Origin of the sequence: Aeromonas sp. FDAARGOS 1409, assembly GCF_019048705.1 — a bacterium.
Classification (GTDB): domain Bacteria; phylum Pseudomonadota; class Gammaproteobacteria; order Enterobacterales; family Aeromonadaceae; genus Aeromonas; species Aeromonas sanarellii.
Map to the genome: position 1 here is coordinate 3,927,759 of NZ_CP077395.1, position 20,196 is coordinate 3,947,954.

The 20,196-nt window shown below is 62.7% G+C and carries 21 protein-coding genes and 1 pseudogene; 3 read left to right on the plus strand and 19 right to left on the minus strand.

The genetic code is table 11. The features are described 5' to 3' along the window. Positions 1–11: 11 nt before the first annotated feature. The 12 genes from I6L39_RS18320 to trmJ form a co-directional block, all read right to left on the minus strand. Positions 12–1,115: a bifunctional tRNA (adenosine(37)-C2)-methyltransferase TrmG/ribosomal RNA large subunit methyltransferase RlmN gene (locus I6L39_RS18320; protein WP_042076601.1), complete on the minus strand. Its 1,104-nt coding sequence runs from the start codon at positions 1,113–1,115 to the stop codon at positions 12–14. Between the two features lie 166 nt (positions 1,116–1,281). After that, positions 1,282–1,710 (minus strand): nucleoside-diphosphate kinase, encoded by a 429-nt coding sequence (gene ndk / locus I6L39_RS18325; protein ID WP_042076603.1) that lies wholly within the window; start codon positions 1,708–1,710, stop codon positions 1,282–1,284. A gap of 268 nt (positions 1,711–1,978) precedes the next feature. Then, positions 1,979–3,271 carry an aminopeptidase PepB gene (gene pepB / locus I6L39_RS18330; RefSeq protein WP_216990448.1) on the minus strand — a complete coding sequence of 431 codons (1,293 nt, stop codon included), beginning with the start codon at positions 3,269–3,271 and terminating at the stop codon, positions 1,979–1,981. Between the two features lie 103 nt (positions 3,272–3,374). Beyond that, positions 3,375–4,679 (minus strand): aminopeptidase PepB, encoded by a 1,305-nt coding sequence (pepB, locus tag I6L39_RS18335; RefSeq protein ID WP_216990449.1) that lies wholly within the window; start codon positions 4,677–4,679, stop codon positions 3,375–3,377. A 156-nt stretch (positions 4,680–4,835) separates the two neighbouring features. Beyond that, positions 4,836–5,174 carry an ISC system 2Fe-2S type ferredoxin gene (fdx, locus tag I6L39_RS18340; RefSeq protein ID WP_042076608.1) on the minus strand — a complete coding sequence of 113 codons (339 nt, stop codon included), beginning with the start codon at positions 5,172–5,174 and terminating at the stop codon, positions 4,836–4,838. Position 5,175: 1 nt separating this feature from the next. Beyond that, complete coding sequence (gene hscA, locus I6L39_RS18345) at positions 5,176–7,026, minus strand: Fe-S protein assembly chaperone HscA (RefSeq protein ID WP_216990450.1); 1,851 nt, start codon at positions 7,024–7,026, stop codon at positions 5,176–5,178. A gap of 28 nt (positions 7,027–7,054) precedes the next feature. Then, on the minus strand, positions 7,055–7,573 hold the full coding sequence (hscB, locus tag I6L39_RS18350) for a co-chaperone HscB (RefSeq protein WP_216990451.1): 519 nt from the start codon (positions 7,571–7,573) through the stop codon (positions 7,055–7,057). Between the two features lie 131 nt (positions 7,574–7,704). Then, a complete protein-coding gene (gene iscA / locus I6L39_RS18355; RefSeq protein ID WP_042076614.1) occupies positions 7,705–8,028 on the minus strand; it encodes an iron-sulfur cluster assembly protein IscA in 324 nt (107 codons plus the stop codon). Between the two features lie 15 nt (positions 8,029–8,043). Continuing rightward, complete coding sequence (iscU, locus tag I6L39_RS18360) at positions 8,044–8,427, minus strand: Fe-S cluster assembly scaffold IscU (RefSeq protein WP_010675059.1); 384 nt, start codon at positions 8,425–8,427, stop codon at positions 8,044–8,046. A gap of 53 nt (positions 8,428–8,480) precedes the next feature. Then, complete coding sequence (locus tag I6L39_RS18365; RefSeq protein WP_209792677.1) at positions 8,481–9,695, minus strand: IscS subfamily cysteine desulfurase; 1,215 nt, start codon at positions 9,693–9,695, stop codon at positions 8,481–8,483. A gap of 52 nt (positions 9,696–9,747) precedes the next feature. Beyond that, on the minus strand, positions 9,748–10,251 hold the full coding sequence (iscR, locus tag I6L39_RS18370) for a Fe-S cluster assembly transcriptional regulator IscR (protein WP_025327241.1): 504 nt from the start codon (positions 10,249–10,251) through the stop codon (positions 9,748–9,750). A 94-nt stretch (positions 10,252–10,345) separates the two neighbouring features. Further along, positions 10,346–11,080: a tRNA (cytosine(32)/uridine(32)-2'-O)-methyltransferase TrmJ gene (trmJ, locus tag I6L39_RS18375; protein ID WP_042076617.1), complete on the minus strand. Its 735-nt coding sequence runs from the start codon at positions 11,078–11,080 to the stop codon at positions 10,346–10,348. Positions 11,081–11,261: 181 nt separating this feature from the next. On the opposite strand from trmJ, the gene I6L39_RS18380 reads away from it, so the two are divergent. Continuing rightward, positions 11,262–11,672, plus strand: coding sequence for a hypothetical protein (locus I6L39_RS18380; protein WP_216990452.1), 411 nt, complete (start codon positions 11,262–11,264; stop codon positions 11,670–11,672). On the opposite strand, the gene I6L39_RS18385 is transcribed toward I6L39_RS18380, so the two are convergent. Next, positions 11,643–12,161, minus strand: a complete 519-nt coding sequence (locus I6L39_RS18385; protein WP_209792695.1) for an SCP2 domain-containing protein — start codon at positions 12,159–12,161, stop codon at positions 11,643–11,645. The two genes, I6L39_RS18380 and I6L39_RS18385, sit on opposite strands and share 30 nt — an antisense overlap. Before the next feature lie 189 nt (positions 12,162–12,350). On the opposite strand from I6L39_RS18385, the gene I6L39_RS18390 reads away from it, so the two are divergent. Together I6L39_RS18390 and I6L39_RS18395 are read left to right on the plus strand one after the other, a co-directional pair. Further along, on the plus strand, positions 12,351–13,346 hold the full coding sequence (locus I6L39_RS18390; RefSeq protein WP_042076621.1) for a peptidase U32 family protein: 996 nt from the start codon (positions 12,351–12,353) through the stop codon (positions 13,344–13,346). A gap of 12 nt (positions 13,347–13,358) precedes the next feature. Next, the gene (locus tag I6L39_RS18395) at positions 13,359–14,231 is read left to right on the plus strand and encodes a U32 family peptidase (RefSeq protein WP_216990453.1); all 873 of its coding nucleotides are present in this window, start codon (positions 13,359–13,361) and stop codon (positions 14,229–14,231) included. 70 nt (positions 14,232–14,301) lie between these two features. On the opposite strand, the gene nlpI is transcribed toward I6L39_RS18395, so the two are convergent. From nlpI to tgt, 6 genes and pseudogenes are all read right to left on the minus strand, one after another. Further along, positions 14,302–15,234, minus strand: coding sequence for a lipoprotein NlpI (gene nlpI / locus I6L39_RS18400; protein WP_280136285.1), 933 nt, complete (start codon positions 15,232–15,234; stop codon positions 14,302–14,304). Between the two features lie 90 nt (positions 15,235–15,324). Next, entirely contained in the window at positions 15,325–15,693 is a 369-nt protein-coding gene (locus tag I6L39_RS18405; RefSeq protein WP_042076660.1) for a rhodanese-like domain-containing protein, read from the minus strand. Between the two features lie 105 nt (positions 15,694–15,798). Further along, positions 15,799–16,746 carry a protein translocase subunit SecF gene (gene secF / locus I6L39_RS18410; protein ID WP_042076626.1) on the minus strand — a complete coding sequence of 316 codons (948 nt, stop codon included), beginning with the start codon at positions 16,744–16,746 and terminating at the stop codon, positions 15,799–15,801. Between the two features lie 9 nt (positions 16,747–16,755). After that, positions 16,756–18,608 (minus strand): annotated as a pseudogene (gene secD / locus I6L39_RS18415) (protein translocase subunit SecD). An 18-nt stretch (positions 18,609–18,626) separates the two neighbouring features. After that, positions 18,627–18,962: a preprotein translocase subunit YajC gene (gene yajC, locus I6L39_RS18420; protein WP_042076628.1), complete on the minus strand. Its 336-nt coding sequence runs from the start codon at positions 18,960–18,962 to the stop codon at positions 18,627–18,629. 50 nt (positions 18,963–19,012) lie between these two features. Then, the gene (gene tgt / locus I6L39_RS18425) at positions 19,013–20,149 is read right to left on the minus strand and encodes a tRNA guanosine(34) transglycosylase Tgt (RefSeq protein WP_042076631.1); all 1,137 of its coding nucleotides are present in this window, start codon (positions 20,147–20,149) and stop codon (positions 19,013–19,015) included. Positions 20,150–20,196 lie beyond the last annotated feature (47 nt).

The window sequence follows — 20,196 nt, forward strand, 5'->3', positions numbered from 1 at the left end:
TGGCTTAGGAGTTAAACCATTTTGACGGAAATCCCATCCTGTTGCATCCGATTTTTCATGGTGCGCTTGGTGCGGTCGATCACCTCCCCCACCAGCTGGCCGCAGGCGGCGTCGATGTCATCGCCGCGGGTCTTGCGCACTATGACGGTCAGGCCGTATTCCATCAGCACCTTGGAGAAGCGGTCGATGCGGCTGTTGCTCGGCTTGCCGAACGGGTTGCCCGGGAAGGGGTTGAACGGGATCAGGTTGATCTTGCAAGGGGTTTCCTTGAGTACCTTGGCCAGTTCATGGGCATGCTGCATGTCGTCGTTGATGTGATCGAGCAGCACATACTCCACGGTGACCCGACCGCCGTTGGCGTTGGACTTGGCCAGATAGCGGCGCACCCCGGCAAGGAAGGACTCGATGTTGTACTTGTCGTTGATCGGCATGATCTCGGAACGCAGCTTGTCGTTCGGCGCATGCAGGGAGATGGCCAGGGCCACGTCGATCTGATCCCCCAGCATGTCCAGTGCCGGCACCACCCCGGAGGTGGAGAGGGTGACGCGGCGCTTGGAGATGCTGAAACCGAAGTCGTCCATCATCAGCTTCATGGCCGGCACCACGTTGGCCAGGTTCAGCAGCGGCTCGCCCATGCCCATCATCACCACGTTGGTGATGGGACGCTTGCCGCCCACCACTTTGGCGGCACGCCACACCTGGCCGATAATCTCGGAGACTTTCAGGTTACGGTTGAACCCTTGCTGGGCGGTGGAGCAGAAGGTACAAGCCAGGGCGCAGCCTACCTGGGAGGATACGCACAGGGTAGCGCGGTCCGCTTCCGGAATGTAGACGGTCTCCACTTCCTGATCGCCGACCTGCAGGGCCCACTTGATGGTGCCATCCGCGGAGCGCTGCTCGCGGCTGATCTCGGGGGCACGGATCTCGGCGATGGCCTTGAGCCGCTCGCGCAGCGCCTTGTTGACGTTGCTCATCTGATCGAAATCATCACAACCGAAGTGATAGATCCACTTCATTATCTGGTCTGCCCGGAACGGCTTCTCGCCCAACTCGACGAAGAAGGCACGCATGGCATCCCGGTCGAGATCCAGCAGGTTGGTTTTTGTTTCGCTCATCAGGGGCCTCAGCTCACACACTTCATAAATTATCGGCTGACCTACGTCAGGGGGCGGCATTGTACAAATAATGGGTCCGACTTTCCACCTGGAGAATAAGAGGTTATTGGGCGGAGGGCCAAAAAACAAAAGGGAGCCGAGGCTCCCTTGGTCACACCTGACAACATCAGCCGCGCGGGCAGATCTCGTCGTCGGAGAAGAAGTAGGCGATTTCACGGGCGGCAGAGGCCGGGGCATCGGAGCCGTGGACGGCGTTGCGATCGATGCTCTCGGCGTAGCAGGCGCGCAGGGTACCGGCCAGGGCCTCTTTCGGGTTGGTGGCGCCCATGATTTCACGGTGGCGGCGGATGGCGTCTTCCCCTTCCAGCACTTGCACCATGACGGGACCCGAGGTCATGAAACCGACCAGGGCATCATAGAAAGGCTTGCCCTGGTGCTCGGCGTAGAAACCGGCGGCCTGCTCGCTGCTCAGGTGCAGCATCTTGGCGGCAACCACTTTCAGACCCGCGCTCTCGAAGCGGCTGTAAATGGCACCAATCAGGTTCTTGCTGACCGCATCCGGCTTGACGATGGAGAAGGTACGTTCGATAGCCATTGAGTTCTTTCCTTAACTACAGAGTTTTATTGTAGGAATCCATGTTCGGCGGCGATTATACGTAAACAAAAAACGAAATAACACACAAAAAATCAACTTTTTGTTAAACAAAAGAATCCTTGAAACAACATGGTGACTCATCTTGTATCGGGGCGTTAAGAAAAAATGTGCGCTTGCGCACGATCATCATGCTAATGCCTCAAAACGCCATCAATTGCTCACCAAACCAGCAGTTGTGAGAAGGGCACCCTGGGGTGCCCTTCTGCCGTCAGGTGGCCGAACGCGTCTCCGCCAGCAGGGCGTGCGCTATGGTGCGCATTCCCAGGGTGTTGGCCCCGGGGGCCCAGAGATTGTCACCGTTCTCGCTGAAGCAGGCGGCCAGATCCACGTGCAACCAGCCCTTCCCCTCATTGGGGACGAAGCGGGAGAGGAAGCCCGCCGCGTTGGAGGCCCCCCCCGGTCCGCCGCCCGGCACGGGGCGGCTGTTGGCGGTGTCGGCATAGTGGGACGGGCACTGCTGGCGGTGCCAGGGTTCCAGCGGCAGGGGCCAGGCCGGCTCCTGCTCCGCATCCGAATAGGCCATGGCGCGGCTCACCAGCCCCTTGTCCAGACCGAACAGGGCATTGTAGCGCCCCCCCAGCGCCATCACGGCCGCGCCAGTGAGCGTGGCGGCGTCGATGATGAGGGGGGCACCGGACTCCCCGGCAAGCTGCAGGCCGTCCGCCAGCACCAGCCGCCCCTCGGCGTCGGTGTTGACGATCTCCACTGTGGTGCCGTTCTTGTAGGTGAGGATGTCACCCAGCTTGTAGGCATGACCGGAGACCAGGTTCTCGGCGCAGCAGAGGATGAGCTTCACCCGCTTGTCGAGGCCGCGCAGAATCGCCAGCGCCAGGGCGCCGGTCACGATGGCGGCGCCCCCCATGTCGTGCTTCATGGTGAGCATGCCCTGGGAGGTCTTCATGGAGTAGCCGCCGGAGTCGAAGGTGATCCCCTTGCCCACCAGGGCCGCGGCCACGGGGGCCTTGGGGTCACCGCAAGGGTTGAAGTCCAGCTCCAGCATCACGGGCTCGCGCTCGCTGCCACGGCCGACCTGATAGAGACCGACCCAGCCGGCCTGTTGCAGCGCCTCGCCCTTGAGGATGCGATGGCTGATCTTGTCCGGCGCCAGCTCGGTGAGGAAAGCGGCGGCTTCCACCGCCAGCTCCAGCGGCCCCAGCTGCTCCGGGGTGGCATTGGTCATCTCCCGCACCCAGCGCCCGCACAGCCAGCGCGCCTCCAGCTCCTCCCTGTCCTCCTCGGACGAGGTGGCCCACTGCAGCACCACCTCCGCCTTGGGCGTCTGCAGCCCCTGGGCGAAGGCCCACTGCTGCTCGCGCTCCCAGTGGCCGGCCAGGACTACCTGCTGGATCCCCTGGCTGCACAGGCGCCGCGCCGCCTGCTGGATGTCCAGCAGCGGAGTGGCGGTCACCAGGTGGATCACCATGCCATCGGCGCGGTGGGAGATCAGCGCCCCCTCGCCCCACTCGGGGGCGGCAAATTCACGGCTCAGCCAGACGTTCATTCAGCCACCTCCGCAAGCCAGCGAGCGACCGATAATACGCAGGCCGTGGCACTTTTCGCCGATTGCCCGAAGCCTTCACCACATTCTTGATTCAGCCAGACTCTCATTCACTCACCTCCTGCAACCAGCGGGCAATCGTGCGCAGGCCATGGCCCTTGGCACCGGTCGCCCAGAGATCGTTGCCGGACTTCTGATAGGAGGCAGCCAGATCCAGGTGTACCCAGCCTTTGCCCTCGTCACGCACGAAGCGCGACAGGAAGGCGGCGGCCGTGGTGGCGCCGGCGGTGCCTTCGGCGGAGGCCACATTGCCCAGATCGGCGAAGGCCGAGGTGAGCTGGCCCGCGTGCCAGGACTCGAGCGGCAGGGGCCAGGCCTTCTCGTGCTCGGCACGGGCGGCGGCGAGGGCGCGCACCTGCTCTGCCTCATCCAGGGCGAAGACGGCGTTGTAGTCGCGGCCCAGCGCCGTCTTGGCGGCGCCGGTCAGGGTGGCGGCGTCGAGGATATGGGCGGCGCCGCTCTCGCTCGCGGCCAACAGGCCGTCCGCCAGCACCAGGCGGCCCTCAGCGTCGGTGTTCTGGATCTCCACCGAGATGCCGTTGCGATAGGTCAGGATGTCGCCGAGCTTGAAGGCGTGGCCGGAGACCAGGTTTTCCGCGCAGCAGAGGATGAGTTTGACCCGCTTGTCGAGGCCCCGGCTGATGGCCAGCGCCAGGGCACCGGTCACCATGGCGGCCCCCCCCATGTCGGACTTCATCGGCAGCATGTTGTCCGAGGACTTCATGGAGTAGCCGCCGGAGTCGAAGGTGATCCCCTTGCCCACCAGGGCCGCCACCACGGGGGCATTGGCATCCCCGGTCGGGTTGTAGTCGAGCTCCAGCAGCACGGGCTCGCGCTCGCTGCCGCGACCCACCGACCAGATCCCGATATGGCCGGATTCGCGCAGGGCCTCCCCGGCGGTGATGCGGGCCGTCACCCTGTCACCGGCGAGGCTGCGGATGAGCAGCAGGGCGGACTCCGCCAGGCTCATGGGGTAGATTGCCTCCGGGCAGCCGTTGGTCACCTCGCGCACCCAGTGGGTCGCCTTGAGCAGGGCCGCCAGCTCGCCGGCCTCCTGGCCGTTCTGCTCGCCGAAATCGAGCTCGCGCACGCCCTTGGCGGCATAGAAGCCCTGGGCAAAGGCGTAACGACGTTCCAGATCCCACCCTTCTCCGGCCAGTCTGACCTGCTTGATGCCGGTCGACTCGAGCCGACGCGCCGCACGCTGGACGGTGCGCAGCACGTCCTGCTCCTGAAGGACGCCGCCCAGATGGATCAGGGCCTGGTCACCACTGAAACTGAGTTGGGCCCCCTCCCCCCAGACAGCAGCGGCAACCTGGGTGGATAACTGTACGTTCATCATGTCAGCCATGTTCTCTTGCTTCCTTTGTATTGGCACTTCATCAACGAATAGGGAAATCACGGGCACAAAAAAGGCCGCGCCCTCAAGGGTCACGGCCTTCACCATATCACTACTTCACCGCCGAGTGCTGCACGCGCACTTCACTCATGTGTAATCAGGCGGCCGTCAGTGGCGTTCGGAGGCAAGGTTGATGGTGTACTTTGGCAGCTCCACCACCAGGTCCTCGTCCGCCAGCCTGGCCTGGCAGCTGAGACGGGATTCCGGCTCCAGTCCCCACGCCTTGTCCAGCATGTCGTCTTCCAGCTCGTCGCTCGGCTCGAGGGAATCGAAGCCTTCGCGCACTATGCAATGGCAGGTGGTACAGGCGCAGGACTTCTCGCAGGCGTGCTCGATCTCGATGCCGTTGCGCAGGGCCACATCCAGAATGGTCTCGCCGCTCGCACCTTCGAGGGCCGCGCCGTCAGGACAGAGCTCGGGATGGGGCAGAATAATCAGTTTTGGCATATCACACCTTGTTGACGTTTTGTCCGGTCAGCACCTTGCGGATGGAGGCGTCCATCCGGCGGGCTGCAAATTCGCCACTGGCGGCATCCGCCGCCTCGATGGCCGCTTTGATTTGATCGGTTGTTCCCGCGTTGCGCATGGTCAGCAGATGGGCGATGGCAGCATCAATCTCGGCCCGCTCGGCGGCGTTCAGCAGCGCCTCGCCATCGGCGGCCAGGGCGGCATTGAGGCTCTCGACCACCCGATCGGCTTCCACCTGCTGCTCCGCCAGCATGCGGGCATCCATGTCCTGCTGGGCGTTGGCGATGGAGGCGCTCAGCATGCTGAGGATGTCCTCCTCCGCCAAGCCATAGGAGGGCTTGACCTGGATCTCGGCCTGCACGCCGGAGGATTTTTCCATGGCGCTGACCGACAGGAGACCGTCCGCATCCACCTGGAAGGTGACGCGAATGTGGGCCGCCCCCGCCGCCATGGGCGGAATGCCGGTCAGGGTGAAGCGGGCCAGGGAGCGGCAATCCGCCACCAGCTCGCGCTCCCCCTGCACCACGTGGATCGCCATCGCGGTCTGGCCATCCTTGAAGGTGGTGAACTCCTGGGCGCGGGCCACCGGAATGGTGGTGTTGCGCGGGATCACCTTCTCGGCGAGACCGCCCATGGTCTCAAGCCCCAGGGAGAGCGGGATCACGTCCAGCAGCAGCATCTCGGCATCGGGCTTGTTGCCCACCAGGATATCGGCCTGGATGGCGGCACCGATGGCCACCACCTTGTCCGGGTCGATGCTGGTGAGCGGCGGACGCTGGAAGAAGTCCCCCACCAGCTCGCGCACCAGGGGCACCCGGGTCGAGCCGCCGACCATCACCACCTCCAGCACCTCCTCCTGTTCAAGGCCGGCGTCGCGCAGTGCGCGGCGACAGGCCAGCAGGGTGCGCTTGACCAGGGGGGTGATGAGGGCGTCGAACTGGCTGCGGGTCACTGTGCCCTGCCAGCCGGCGAAGGCGCAAGGGACGCAGTCTGCATCGGTCAGGCCGTGCTTGACGCTGGCGGCCAGGTCCAGCAGCTCGCGCTGGGTGCGGGCGTCGAGTTGGCCGGACAAACCGGCTTGTTCTTTCAGCCAGTCCGCCAGCAGGTGATCGAAGTCATCGCCGCCCAGGGCGGAATCACCGCCGGTGGCCATCACCTCGAACACGCCGCGATGCAGGCGCAGGATGGAGATATCGAAGGTGCCGCCACCGAGGTCATAGACGGCGATCACCCCTTCCTGACCGGAGTCGAGGCCGTAGGCGATGGCCGCGGCAGTGGGTTCGTTCAGCAGGCGCAGCACGTGCAGGCCGGCCAGGCGGGCCGCGTCCTTGGTGCCCTGGCGCTGGGCGTCGTCGAAATAGGCGGGCACAGTGATGACCACGCCGTCGAGATCGCCCCCCAGGGTACGGGCACCGCGCTCGGCCAGGGCTTTGAGGATCTCGGCCGAGACCTGCACCGGGTTGACCAGCCCCTGGCGGGTCTGCAACTGGGGCATGCCGTTCTCGGCGGCCACGAATTCATAGGGTTGCTGACGGGTATCCATGTCCGCCAACGCCTTGCCCATCATCCGCTTGACCGAGACGATGGTGTTGTGGGGATCGAGGGCGGCTTCACGCTTGGCATCGAAGCCGACCCGCACCTTGTCGTCAGACTGGTAGTGCACCACCGAAGGCAGCAGGAAACGCCCCTGCTCGTCGCAGAGGGTATCGGCCTGGCCGCTGCGCACGGCGGCAACCAGGGAGTTGGTGGTGCCGAGATCGATGCCGACGGCCCGTTTATGCTGATGAGGCGCGGCGCTCTGGCCTGGCTCGGCGATTTGCAGTAATGCCATGGGTAATCACAATTCCTGCGTTAGAGGGTCAAGACTCGAACAGCGAGTCTTCGAATCGTTCCAGCTCCTCGAGGAGCTTGTCGACAAACTTGAGCTTGCGGACGCAATCCGCGGCGATCAGATCCTCACCCGAGGTGAGAGCCCGGGTCAGCCGTTGCATCAGAGACTGGTGATCATGCCTGATCTCGCGGCGAAAATCTTGGATCGCCCCCTCAGGATCCGCCTCTCCTTTTAGCTCGGCCAGCCGTTCACGCCACTCCAGCTGCTGCATCAGGAAGACCGGATCTTGCAGCGTCTGCTGTTCGCCACGCAGTTCGGTGCCGCGCAGGGAGAGCAGGTATTCGGCTCGGCGCAGGGGCGCCTTGAGGGTGGTGAAGGCATCGTTGATCTGGGCGGCACGCTGCACCGCAGCCAACTGCTCCCGTTCGGAGGCGGTGGCAAAACGATCGGGGTGGAACCGGGCTTGCAACTGACGGTAGGTGTCAGCCAACTGGCGAGTATCGAGCTCGAAGCCCTCTGCCAGCCCGAACAGCTCGAAATGATTCATCGTACGTCCTCAGACAATACCGCTGGTACCGCAATCACACTCGTCTTAGAGAGCGGCGGCATGGGCGGGCGCCCATGCCACCGTGTTGATGAGCAAGACATCAGGCACTGACACCTGGCCGTCAGGCCCGCCTACACGCTGAAACTTTCGCCACAACCGCATTCGCCTTTCGCATTCGGGTTGTTGAACTGGAAACCCTCGTTGAGGCCTTCCTTCACGAAGTCCAGCTCGGTGCCATCCAGGTGGATCAGGCTCTTGGCATCCACGATGATCTTGACACCTTTCTGCTCGAACACCTGATCCTCGGCGGCCAGCTCATCCACGAACTCGAGCACATAGGCCAGGCCCGAACAGCCGGTCGTCTTGACGCCGAGGCGCAGGCCTATGCCCTTGCCCCGGTTGGTCATGAAGGAGGAAACCCGTGCCGCTGCGGCATCTGTCATGGTTATGGCCATACTGCTCTCCGGACCTTAAAGACCTTTCTTCTGCTTGTAATCGGCGATGGCGGCCTTGATGGCATCCTCCGCCAGGATGGAGCAGTGGATCTTCACCGGCGGCAGCGCCAGCTCTTCGGCGATGTCGGTGTTCTTGATGCCGGCCGCTTCGTCCAGGGTCTTGCCCTTGACCCACTCGGTCACCAGGGAGCTGGAGGCGATGGCGGAGCCGCAGCCGTAGGTCTTGAACTTGGCATCTTCGATGATGCCGTCGTCGCTGATCTTCAGCTGCAGCTTCATCACGTCGCCGCAGGCCGGCGCACCGACCATGCCAGTGGCGACGCTGGGGTCATTCTTGTCGAACCCACCGACGTTGCGGGGATTCTCGTAGTGGTCGATTACTTTTTCACTGTAAGCCATATCTAACTCCTGCTAATTCCGTTGTTCACCAAACACTTGCCAATTGGCAAGGATCAGTGATGTGCCCATTCGACCGTGTTCAGATCGACGCCGTCCTTGAACATCTCCCACAGGGGGGACATCTCGCGCAGACGACCGATGGAGTCGCAGATGAGCTTGATTGCGTAGTCGATTTCCTCTTCCGTGGTGAAGCGGCCGATGCTGAAACGGATGGAGCTGTGTGCCAGCTCGTCGTTCAGGCCCAGGGCGCGCAGCACGTAGGAAGGCTCCAGGCTGGCAGAGGTACAGGCCGAGCCGGAAGAGACCGCCAGATCCTTGAGCGCCATGATGAGGGATTCCCCTTCCACGTAGGCGAAGCTGACGTTCAGGTTGCCCGGCACACGGTGGTCCAGATCCCCGTTGATGTAGACTTCTTCGATGTTCTTGATGCCATTCCACAGGCGCTGACGCAGGGCCATGATGTGCTGGCTCTCGCTCGCCATCTCTTCCTTGGCGATGCGGAAGGCTTCGCCCATGCCGACGATCTGGTGGGTCGGCAGGGTACCGGAGCGCATGCCGCGCTCGTGGCCACCACCGTGCATCTGGGCTTCCAGGCGCACACGGGGCTTGCGACGCACGTACAGGGCACCGATCCCTTTCGGGCCGTACACCTTGTGGGCGGACATGGAGAGCAGGTCGACCTTGAGTGCTTCGACGTCCACCGGGATCTTGCCCACGCTCTGGACGGCGTCCACGTGCAGCAGGATCTTGCGGGAGCGGCACAGTTCGCCGATGGCGGCGATGTCCTGCACCACGCCGATCTCGTTGTTGACGTGCATGATGCTGACCAGGATGGTGTCATCGCGCAGGGCCCCTTCGATCTGTTCCAGCGTGAACAGGCCGTTGGGCATGGGCTCGAGGTAGGTCACCTCGTAGCCTTCGCGCTCCAGCTGGCGGCAGGTATCCAGAACGGCCTTGTGCTCGGTCTTGGAGGTGACGATGTGCTTGCCCTTGCCGGCGTAGAAATGGGCGATACCCTTGATGGCCAGGTTGTTGGACTCGGTCGCACCGGAGGTGAAGACGATCTCGCGCGGGTCGGCACCGATCAGCTCTGCCACTTGATTACGGGCCAGATCCACCGCCTCTTCGGCCTGCCAGCCGAAACGGTGGGAACGGGAGGCAGGATTGCCAAACAGGCCGTCCATGGTGAGGCACTGCATCATTTTTTCTGCGACACGCGGGTCCACCGGACAGGTTGCCGAATAATCAAGGTAAATAGGCAGTTTCATCTTTTTCTCCGTTACGACGGGGTCACACAGCGACTCGTCGTGGAAAGCACGTTTATAGTTGGACTTTCAAGCTCACATCACCGCGTTCCGCCCGGTCAACCAGGGACAACACGGTCTTCATTTGTTCATCTTGCTTGCCGGCAATGCGGCGCACGTCGGCCTGACCGACCAGCTCGGCCAGGGTGATGTCCCCCAGGAAGCTGGAGATGCGCTCGCTCAGATCGCGCCACAGGGAGTGGGTCAGGCATTGGGTACCGCCGTGGCAGCCCCCCTTGCCGAGACACTTGGTGGCGTCCACCGACTCATCGACCGCGGTGATCACCTGACCGACCGAGATCTCGCCGGGGGCCAGACCGAGGCGATAACCGCCGCCCGGGCCGCGTACGCTGCTCACCAGACCATGCTTGCGCAGACGGGCAAACAGCTGTTCCAGATAGGACAAGGAGATGCCCTGGCGCTCTGAAATATCGGCGAGGGGAACGGGCCCCTGCTCTGCATGCAACGCCACGTCGAGCATGGCTGTCACTGCGTAACGTCCTTTTGAGGTCAGTCTCATATGCCTTACCGTCTAGCAAACCAATCAATATAAGGCACATGGTCACATACCCGACTAAATCAGTCAAGTATATGCTTGAGTAAATCAGTCGGGATTAATCCTGCGGCCTGGGTTTCTGGACCGAGGTGAGGATGCCGCGCAGGATATTCAACTCGGCGGCTTCCGGCCGTGCCCGATTGAACAGGCGGCGCAGCTTGCTCATCACGTGACCGGGGTGGTCATCGGCAATGAAGCCCGTCTTTTGCAGCGTCTGCTCCAGGTGTTGATAGAAGCCTTCCAGTTGAAGGGCGCTGGGATAGGCCACCCGATCCGCGTCCGATTCCGACGAAACCTGCTCCTGCACCGCAAGCCAGCGCATCCGCACCTCGTAGCAGAGGGTCTGCACCGCCATGGCCAGATTTAGCGAGCTGTACTCCGGGTTGGCCGGAATGGCCACGTGGTAGTGACACTTCTGCAACTCGTCGTTGGTGAGGCCGGTGCGCTCGCGGCCGAACACCAGCGCCACCGGATGCTGCATCCCCTCGGCAACCAGCTTCTCGCCCGCTTCGCGGGGATCCAGCATGGGCCAGCTCAGGGTGCGGGAGCGGGCACTGGTGCCGATGACCAGGCCGCAGTCGGCGATGGCCTCATCCAGCGTCGACACGATACGGGCGCCGGCCAGGATGTCGCTGGCTCCCGCCGCCAGGGCGACGGCCTCCTCGTCTGGCAAGGCTTGCGGATCGACCAGTACCAGCTGGGTCAGCCCCATGGTCTTCATGGCCCGCGCCGCGGATCCCATGTTGCCGGTGTGAGAGGTGTTTACCAACACGATTCGAATCTGATCCAACATGCCCAGTCAATCTTCAGTCAAAAATGGCGCGCAATTGTAACATAACCAATCGCTATTTTGGCACCGCTTCTGGCCCTGCATTTCAGAACAAAAAGGGCTCTTCGTATAACCAACCGGCCTTAGAGAGAAGATCCCGCGGGCTAACCTTAACAGGATGGAGCCGCAGTCACGGAGCCCGCCCATGCTTCCTCCCTGGATCTACGAACAGTTGCCGCAGGCTTATCTGCTTCTGGCAGCCCTGCTCTGGCTCTTAGCCCACTCTCCCCTGCTCTGGCTCGCGGCCGCCCTGCTCTTCGTGGTGGGAGCTCTCATCTGGATGATGCGATCCAATTACAGGCGCACCGATCTGGTCATCTTTCCGGCCAAGCGCTGGCTGCAACCAGAATGGTTCTATGAGGCGCAGCCCTTTCTGTGGCTGGCGCTGGGACTGATGCTGCTGCGCCTGCCGGACACCACGCCGCTGCTGGCACTGCTTCCCTGCCTCTGGGGCTGCCGCTGTCTGTGGGCACGACGCCTTCACCGCCACCATGCCAGAGGCCTGGCCAGGCAACTGAAACGCGGCTCAGACCGCAGGCACCGGCTCCCGCACTGATTGTCCGTCGGCACGGACGCGCTCTATCAGGCTCGCCAGATCCATCAGGGGATACTTCATCAACCCCAGCCCGTCGAGATCCAGGCTGTCCATCAGGTTTTTCACCTCCAGACCCAGCTCGGTATCGCCCTCGATCTTCAGCCTGCGCTGGAAGAAGAGGGAATCGGGGTCTTCCTTGCGGCCAGCAATCAGGATGAGATCCTGGCTATTGCCACTGAAGCAGACATGGGGTCGCTCGCACTGGCGGGCCACCACCAGCTTCCCGTCCCGTTCGCTGATAAACCAGCAGAGATCGAGATCCGTAACCTCGACCTTGAGCCACTTGCCCGCCAGGAACGCGAAGTCCCCATCCGCTATGGCCTCTCTGAAAACCTGTGCCAGCAGGGCTTCCATCAGGTTCTGCTGCAGGGTGAAGGGCACCAGCCTGAGGGGGCGGCGCAAGAGACGGGGGGCCTGTTCGACCAGGTGGCGTTGCAGTTGTTGAAACACGATAAACTCCCAGTTTTTTGCGCATTCAAGCACAGCCCCTTCATCAAGATCCTGTTGAAAATCAAACTTGTGCCCACTTACCTCGAGAAGGGTAAAGCCACCTAAAGCTGCCTCAGGTCAAAAAGTGGGGACGCAAGCATGAATACAATCGGGCCACTTTTGCATTTTTGCCCTCTCGGAGCGTACCCGATGGAATTACTCTGCCCGGCAGGCAGCCTGCCGGCACTGAAGACAGCCGTGGATAACGGGGCCGATGCCGTCTATATCGGCTTCAAGGATGACACCAATGCCCGCCATTTCGCCGGTCTCAACTTCACCGACAGCAAGCTGGAAAAAGCGGTCGACTACGTGCATCAGCATGGCCGCAAGCTGCACATCGCCATCAACACCTTCGCCCACCCGGGCTCCGACGCCCGCTGGAAACAGGCGGTGGACAAGGGCGCCGCACTGGGCGCCGATGCCCTGATCATCGCCGATCTCGCCGTGCTCGATTACGCCAGCCGCCGCCATCCCGATATGGAGCTGCATGTCTCGGTCCAGGCCAGCGCCACCAATGCCGCCGCCATCCGCTTCTACCAGCAGCATTTCAACGTCGGCCGGGTGGTGTTGCCGCGGGTGCTCTCCATGCACCAGGTCAGGCAGCTCGCCCGCGAGACCGACGTCGGCCTCGAGGTCTTCGCCTTCGGCAGCCTCTGCATCATGGCGGAGGGGCGCTGCTACCTCTCCTCCTACATGACGGGTGAGAGCCCCAATACCGTCGGCGCCTGCTCCCCCGCCAAGTTCGTGCGCTGGGAGGAGACCCCGGAGGGTCTCGAATCGCGGCTCAACGAGGTGCTGATCGATCGCTACGGCCGGGGCGAGAACGCCGGCTACCCGACTTTGTGCAAGGGGCGCTTCGAGGTGGATGGCCAGACCTATCACGCCCTGGAGGAGCCCACCAGCCTCAACACCCTCGGCCTGTTGCCCGAGCTGTACCAGACCGGGATCCAGTCGGTCAAGATAGAGGGGCGCCAACGCAGCCCCGCCTACGTGGAGCAGGTAACCCGGGTCTGGCGCGCCGCCATCGACGCCTATCAGGCCAACCCGGACGCCTACCAGGTCAAGGGCGAGTGGGATGCCCAGCTAGCCCGCGTCTCCGAGGGGAGTCAGACCACCCTCGGCGCCTACCATCGCCAGTGGCAATAAGGAGCCCTGCCCATGAAATTCTCTCTCGGCCCCCTGCTCTTCTACTGGCCCAAAGCCGACACCCAGGCCTTCTACGAGGCCGCGGCCCAGAGCCAGGCCGACATCGTCTATCTGGGGGAGACGGTGTGCAGCAAGCGCCGCGAACTCAAGGTGGATGACTGGATTGCCCTGGCCCGCCAGGTGGCGAGTTCGGGCAAGCAGACGGTGCTCTCCACCCTGGCGCTGATCTCGGCCCCGTCAGAGCTCAGGGAGGTCAAGCGACTGGTGGACAACGGCTCCTTGCTGATCGAGGCCAACGATCTCGGCACAGTCCAGCTCGCCCGTGAAGCCGGCCTGCCGTTCGTCTGCGGCCCGGCCATCAACGCCTACAACGCCGAGGTGCTGCGCCTGCTGCTTAAAAATGGCATGCAGCGCTGGGTGATGCCGGTGGAGCTCTCCCGGGACTGGCTGGTGCAGCTTGCGCAGGATCTGGGCAAGGAGCGCCAGCAGTTCGAGGTGGAGGTGTTCGCCTACGGCCACCTGCCGCTCGCCTACTCGGCACGCTGCTTCACCGCCCGCTCCCTCGACAAGCCCAAGGACAACTGCGAGCTCGCCTGCATCCACTACCCCACCGGCCGGCTGGCCAACAGCCGCGAGGGGCAGAAGGTGTTCAACCTCAACGGCATCCAGACCCAGTCCGGCTACTGCTACAACCTCGGCAACGAGCTTGCGGGCATGGACGGCCTGGTGGACGTGGTGCGTCTCTCCCCCGAGGGGATGGGGACCCTGGAGATGCTGGCCCGCTTCAAGGCCAATCAGCACGGCCAGGCACCGCTTCCCCTGCAGCAGGAGCGGGACTGCAACGGCTACTGGCGCCAGATCCCGGGCATGAGCCTGGTGGAATAAACCGGCGCCCAGACCGCAGACAGCAAAAAGGCCTCGCAATGAGGCCTTTTTCACAGGGGTGACAGACGCATCACGCCTTGCCGCTCTTGCCCTGGGCACCCGGCGGCAGGGGCTTGCGCGCCATCAGCTCCAGCTCCAACAGGGCATAGCGGTGCTCGATGAAGTCATAGACGTTGTTGGCGAGCGCCAGCTTGAAGTAGCTGATGGCCTCCTTGCGGTTGCCCTTGGCCAGCTCGAACTTGCCCAGGTAGAAGTAGGTCTCGCACAGGCGCTCGGCAAGCTCCCGGTTGTCCTTGACCCCCTTCACCACGTTGCTCATCAACTGGGTGGCATTGATCTCGCCGGTATAGAGGCGCACCAGATCCCAATTCCAGGCGTCGTCGTCATATTTGTTGAGCCGCTCGCGCATCCTGCTCATGGCCGCCGGCCCGTTGAGCTTCTGCTCGGCCAGGTAGAGCCAGAGCACCCGGTAGGGATCTTCCGGCTGCGCCTCGTAGAAGCGCTTCATGTCGGCCGTGGCCAGCTCGGGGCGGTTGCCGTAATAGAGGGCGATCCCCCGGTTCAGATAGGCGTAGTCGTAATCCGGGGCCAGCTCCAGCGCCGAGTCGAACGCCTCGTAGGCCTCGTCATAGTTCTGCTGCTGCACCAGATAGACGCCGATGAAGTTGTAGGCCTCGGCAAAGTCGGGCTTCTCCCGCAGGGCGCGGTTGAAGTCGAGCCGTGCGAGGGAGCGCAGGCCCACCCGGTCAAACACCACGGCGCGCTCATAGAAGAGTTCGGCCCGCTGTTCTGTCGTCAATTCCATTTCACTGAGCATCTGCCCGAGTCGCGCCAGCGCCAACTCGCTCTGGTAGGAGACCTGCAAGGGGGTCGCCAATACCAGTGAAGCGGGTTGCGGCTTGGGAACTTGAGGCGCTTGTACCTGACTGCTACTGCTGCAACCCCACATGGGGAGCAACAACAGGATACCCGTGAGGTATCCAATCCCTATCCTGACGTTCAATGAACACTCCGACGCTTACGCTTGACCCCGCATATGGTAAAGATCACGGGGCCGTTTGTCATGTGGCTGAGCCCCTATCCCTCAAATAAATCAGGATTCGACAGGGTATCCGGCCTCGCTCCAGCCACGAAAGCCTCCATCGACGCTGACGACCCGGGAATACCCCATCTTCTGCAGGTTTTCCGCCACCAGAATGGAGCGAAATCCCCCACCACAATAGAGGTAGAGCTCGGTGTCAGGGTCCGGATAGCGCGTCTCTATGTCCCGCTCTATCACCCCGCGGCCAAGGTACTCGGCCCCCGGCAGATGGCCCCTGGCCCATTCGCTCTCCTCGCGCACGTCGACGAGGTGAAAGGCGCGGCCCTCGTCCTGCCAGCGCTTGATCTGGTGCACGTCTGTCTCCTTGACCCGGGGGCGGATGGCCTCGACCAGTGCCAGAAAACGGGGATTGTGCTGCATGCCTTGCTCCTTATGTTGATTGATGCCACTCATCTTGCTCATGGTGAGAGCATCATGGCGCAGTCCGGCCATAAGAGAAAGGGCGCCTTGCGGCGCCCTTGTCTGTTACGGCAGGATCTCTTGCTGATCCGCCCCCTCTTTTTCCACCTGGGTCGGCAGCATGTGCTCCCGCTTGACCCCGAGGTACATGGCGGAGGCGCTCGCCACATAGATGGAGGAGTAGGTCCCGAAGGCCACCCCGATCACCATGGCGATGGAGAAACCGTGGATGAGCGGCCCGCCCTTGAGCAAGAGCGCCACCACCACCACGAAGGTCAGACCGGAGGTGATGATGGTCCGGCTCAGGGTCTCGGTCATGGAGAGATCCATGATTTCGGCGGTATCCCCGCGGCGTACCTTGCGGAAGTTCTCCCGCACCCGGTCGAACACCACTATGGTGTCGTTCAGGGAGTAACCCACCAGGGTCATCAATGCCGCCAGCACGGTCAGATCGAACTCGTACTGGAAGTAGGCGAAGATGCCGAGGGTGATGATGACGTCGTGGGCCAGGGAGAGGATGCCCCCCGTGGCCAGACGCCACTCGAAGCGCACCGCCACGTAGATCAGGATACAGAGGATGGAGGCCAGCATGGCCAGGGCACCGTCGGTCGCCAGCTCGTCACCCACGGAGGGGCCGACGAACTCGACGCGCTTGAGCACGGCGTCCTGGTCGATGAGCTTGGCCGCCGCCAGCACCTCGTTGCCCTGCTGCTCCACCTTGATCCCCTCTTTCGGGGCCATGCGCACCAGCACGTCGCGGCTGGAGCCGAAGAATTGCAGGGTCGCCCCCTCAATCTTCTGCTGATCCAGCGCCTCGTGCATCTTGTCCAGGCTCACCGACTGCTGGAACCCCACCTCTATGGTGGTGCCACCGGTGAAGTCCAGGCCCCAGTTCAGGCCGCGATCGAACAGGATGTAGAGGGCGAACACCGTCACCAGCGCAGAGAAGACCATACCCAGCTTGGCGAAGCGCATGAAGGGGATGGGCTTTTCAAAATGCAGAATTTGAAACATGTCTCTTCCTTAGATCGGCAGCTTGTCGATGCGTCGTCCGCCCCAGGCCAGGTTGATGATGGCGCGGGATACCGTGATGGCGGTAAACATGGAGGCGGTCAGACCGATCCCGAGCGTCAGGGCGAAGCCCTTGATGGCGCCGGTGCCGATACCGAACAGGATCACGCAGGTGATGAGCGAGGTGACGTTCGAGTCGGCGATGGTCGAGAAGGCGCGGTCAAAGCCCATGTGAATGGCTTGCTGCACCCCGCGACCGTTGCGGATCTCTTCACGAATGCGCTCGTAGATCAACACGTTCGCATCCACCGCCATGCCCAGCGTCAGGACGATACCGGCGATGCCCGGCAGGGTCATGGTGGCCCCCGGGATCATCGACATGATGCCGACGATGAGCACCAGGTTCATGGTCAGCGCCAGGTTGGCGACCCAGCCGAAGGCACGGTAGTAGATCCCCATGAACAGCACGATCACCAGCATGGCCCAGCCGATGGTTCCATGCCGCTGTCGATGTTCTGCTGACCCAGGCTCGGACCTATGGTGCGCTCTTCCACGATCTGGATCGGGGCGATCAGGGCACCGGCACGCAGCAGCAGCGCCAGGTTGTGGGCTTCGTTGGCGTTGTCGATGCCGGTGATGCGGAACTGGCTGCCCAGGCGCGACTGGATGGTCGCGACGTTGATCACCTCTTCCTGCTTGCGGAACTTGCGCTTGCCGTCCGGACCCGGCTGACCCACAGGCTTGTACTCGATGAAGACGGTGGCCATGCCCTTGCCGACGTTGTCCTTGGTAAAGTTGGCCATCTTGTTGCCACCCTGGCCATCGAGCTTGATGTTGACCTGGGGGCGGCTGTACTCATCGAAACCGGACTGGGCACCCACGATGTGGTCACCGGTCAGGATCACGCGCTTGTGCAGCACCACGGGGCGTCCGTTGCGATCGTTGTAGACCTTGGAGCTCGGCGGCACCCGGCCACTGGCGGCGGCCTGGATGTCGGCGGCCTCGTCGACCATGTGGAACTCCAGGGTCGCGGTGGCGCCCAGGATCTCCTTGGCACGGGCGGTGTCCTGGATCCCCGGCAGCTCCACCACGATGCGCTCGGCACCCTGCTGCTGGACCAGCGGCTCGGCCACCCCCAGCTCGTTCACCCGGTTGCGGATGATGGTGATGTTCTGCTCGAGGGCGTACTTCTTCACTTCCTTGATCTTGGCTTCGCTCAGGCTGGCCAGCAGGATGAAGTCATCCCCCTTCTGTTCGCCGGTGAAGACAAGATCCGGATTCTGACGGCGCAGATGGGAGATCGCCTTGGCCTGATCGGCCTCGTCACGGAACACCACCTGCACCTGATCGCCGACCCGGCGCACGCCGGAGTAACGGATCTTCTGGGTGCGCAGCTCGGAGCGGAAATCCTGCACCATCTGCTCCTGCTGCTTGGCCAGCGCCTCGGCCATGTCCACTTCCATCAGGAAGTGCACGCCGCCGCGCAGGTCCAGACCGAGCTTGAGGGGAGCGGCGCCGATGGCTTCGAGCCAGGCCGGGGTGGAGGGCGCCAGGTTGAGGGCCGTGATGAAGTTGTCCCCCAGCTTGTTGGCCACGATGTCGCGGGCCTTGAGCTGGTCTTCGGTGTTGTTGAAACGGATCAGGATGAAGCCGTGTTCGAACGCCGCATGCTTGACCGGGATCCGGGCCGCCTCGAGCGTCTCCTTCACCAGGTCAAGGGTGTCGAGCTTGACTTCGGCACCACGGCTGGCAGAGACCTGGAGGGCCGGGTCTTCGCCGTAAAGATTGGGGGCTGCATATAGAAAACCGATGGCGATCACCACGATCACCATCAGGTATTTCCACAGCGGATAGCGATTTAACACGCTGTGCTCCTCGGGAGATTAGAGGGACTGGATAGAACCCTTGGGCAGAACGGCAGAGACGAAGTCACGCTTGATGGTGACCTGGGTCTGATCGTTCAGGGCCAGCACAATGTAGTCGCTGTCGGCGGAGACCTTGGCGATCTTGCCGACCAGGCCACCGGAAGTGAGCACTTCGTCGCCCTTGGTCAGGGAGCTCATCAGGTTGCGATGCTCCTTGGCGCGTTTGGCCTGGGGACGGTAGATCATGAAGTAGAAGATGAGACCGAACACGGCCAGCATGATGATCATTTCCATGCCACCACCCTGTGCCGCCGGAGCCGCGCCTTCTGCATACGCCTTGGAGATAATGCTCATTTAACAACCTCTTATTGATGTAGATTTGATAACTAACTTATATGTCGTTGTTATTTCACGTCATTTTCAGCCAGTGGAGGCACAGGCTTCCCTTGCCGACGGTAAAACTCAGTTACAAAGTCGTCTAATTTACCCTGCTCGATCGCGTCCCGCAAACCCTGCATCACACGCTGGTAATAACGCAGGTTGTGGATGGTATTCAGACGGGCACCGAGGATCTCGTTGCACTTGTCCAGATGGTACAGATAGCTGCGGGTGTAGTTCTTGCAGGTGTAGCAGTCGCAGTCCGCATCCAGGGTGCTGGTATCCTCGCGATACTTGGCGTTGCGGATCTTCACCACACCGTCCGTGGTGAACAGGTGGCCGTTGCGGGCGTTGCGGGTCGGCATCACGCAGTCGAACATGTCGATGCCGCGGCGCACCCCTTCCACCAGGTCCTCCGGCTTGCCCACCCCCATCAGGTAGCGCGGCTTGTCGGCCGGGATCTTCGGGCAGACGTGGTCGAGGATGCGGTGCATGTCCTCTTTCGGCTCACCCACGGCGAGACCGCCGACCGCGTAGCCATCGAAGCCGATCTCCAGCAGGCCGTCTAGCGACACATCCCGCAGCGGCTCGTAGACGGAGCCCTGGATGATGCCGAACAGGGCGTTCTTGTTGCCGAGGGCATCGAACTTGGCGCGGGAGCGCTTGGCCCAGCGCAGGGACATCTCCATGGACTTGCGCGCCTCTTCGTAGGTGGCCGGGTAGGGCGTGCACTCGTCGAAGATCATCACGATGTCGGAACCGAGATCGTACTGGATCTCCATGGACTTCTCGGGGTCCAGGAAGATCTTCTCGCCGTTGATGGGATGACGGAAATGCACCCCCTCCTCGGTGATCTTGCGGATGTGCCCCAGGCTGAACACCTGGAAGCCGCCGGAGTCGGTCAGGATGGGTCCCTGCCAGTTCATGAAGTCGTGCAGGTCGCCGTGGGCGCGCATCACTTCCTGCCCCGGCCGCAGCCAGAGGTGGAAGGTGTTGCCGAGCAGGATCTGGGCGCCGGTCTCGCGCACCTCTTCCGGGGTCATCCCCTTGACGGTGCCGTAAGTGCCGACCGGCATGAAGGCCGGGGTCTGGACCACGCCGCGCTCGAATACCAGCTGGCCGCGGCGGGCGCGACCGTCGGTGGTTTTCAGTTCAAATTTCATTGCTACCTCGATTCAGTCAGAGAAACAGTCTGACAACGGAGGGCCCG

Bases quoted from the DNA above. Each gene is read 5' to 3' on its own strand.
- I6L39_RS18390 (WP_042076621.1), top strand. From the start codon at position 12,351: ATGGAATTACTCTGCCCGGCAGGCAGCCTGCCGGCACTGAAGACAGCC.
- ndk (WP_042076603.1), bottom strand. From the start codon at position 1,710: ATGGCTATCGAACGTACCTTCTCCATCGTCAAGCCGGATGCGGTCAGC.
- iscR (WP_025327241.1), bottom strand. From the start codon at position 10,251: ATGAGACTGACCTCAAAAGGACGTTACGCAGTGACAGCCATGCTCGAC.
- secF (WP_042076626.1), bottom strand. From the start codon at position 16,746: ATGTTTCAAATTCTGCATTTTGAAAAGCCCATCCCCTTCATGCGCTTC.
- I6L39_RS18395 (WP_216990453.1), top strand. From the start codon at position 13,359: ATGAAATTCTCTCTCGGCCCCCTGCTCTTCTACTGGCCCAAAGCCGAC.
- hscA (WP_216990450.1), bottom strand. From the start codon at position 7,026: ATGGCATTACTGCAAATCGCCGAGCCAGGCCAGAGCGCCGCGCCTCAT.
- pepB (WP_216990448.1), bottom strand. From the start codon at position 3,271: ATGAACGTCTGGCTGAGCCGTGAATTTGCCGCCCCCGAGTGGGGCGAG.
- hscB (WP_216990451.1), bottom strand. From the start codon at position 7,573: ATGAATCATTTCGAGCTGTTCGGGCTGGCAGAGGGCTTCGAGCTCGAT.
- I6L39_RS18405 (WP_042076660.1), bottom strand. From the start codon at position 15,693: ATGCAGCACAATCCCCGTTTTCTGGCACTGGTCGAGGCCATCCGCCCC.
- iscU (WP_010675059.1), bottom strand. From the start codon at position 8,427: ATGGCTTACAGTGAAAAAGTAATCGACCACTACGAGAATCCCCGCAAC.
- fdx (WP_042076608.1), bottom strand. From the start codon at position 5,174: ATGCCAAAACTGATTATTCTGCCCCATCCCGAGCTCTGTCCTGACGGC.
- pepB (WP_216990449.1), bottom strand. From the start codon at position 4,679: ATGGCTGACATGATGAACGTACAGTTATCCACCCAGGTTGCCGCTGCT.
- I6L39_RS18380 (WP_216990452.1), top strand. From the start codon at position 11,262: ATGCTTCCTCCCTGGATCTACGAACAGTTGCCGCAGGCTTATCTGCTT.
- I6L39_RS18320 (WP_042076601.1), bottom strand. From the start codon at position 1,115: ATGAGCGAAACAAAAACCAACCTGCTGGATCTCGACCGGGATGCCATG.
- tgt (WP_042076631.1), bottom strand. From the start codon at position 20,149: ATGAAATTTGAACTGAAAACCACCGACGGTCGCGCCCGCCGCGGCCAG.
- trmJ (WP_042076617.1), bottom strand. From the start codon at position 11,080: ATGTTGGATCAGATTCGAATCGTGTTGGTAAACACCTCTCACACCGGC.
- I6L39_RS18365 (WP_209792677.1), bottom strand. From the start codon at position 9,695: ATGAAACTGCCTATTTACCTTGATTATTCGGCAACCTGTCCGGTGGAC.
- yajC (WP_042076628.1), bottom strand. From the start codon at position 18,962: ATGAGCATTATCTCCAAGGCGTATGCAGAAGGCGCGGCTCCGGCGGCA.
- iscA (WP_042076614.1), bottom strand. From the start codon at position 8,028: ATGGCCATAACCATGACAGATGCCGCAGCGGCACGGGTTTCCTCCTTC.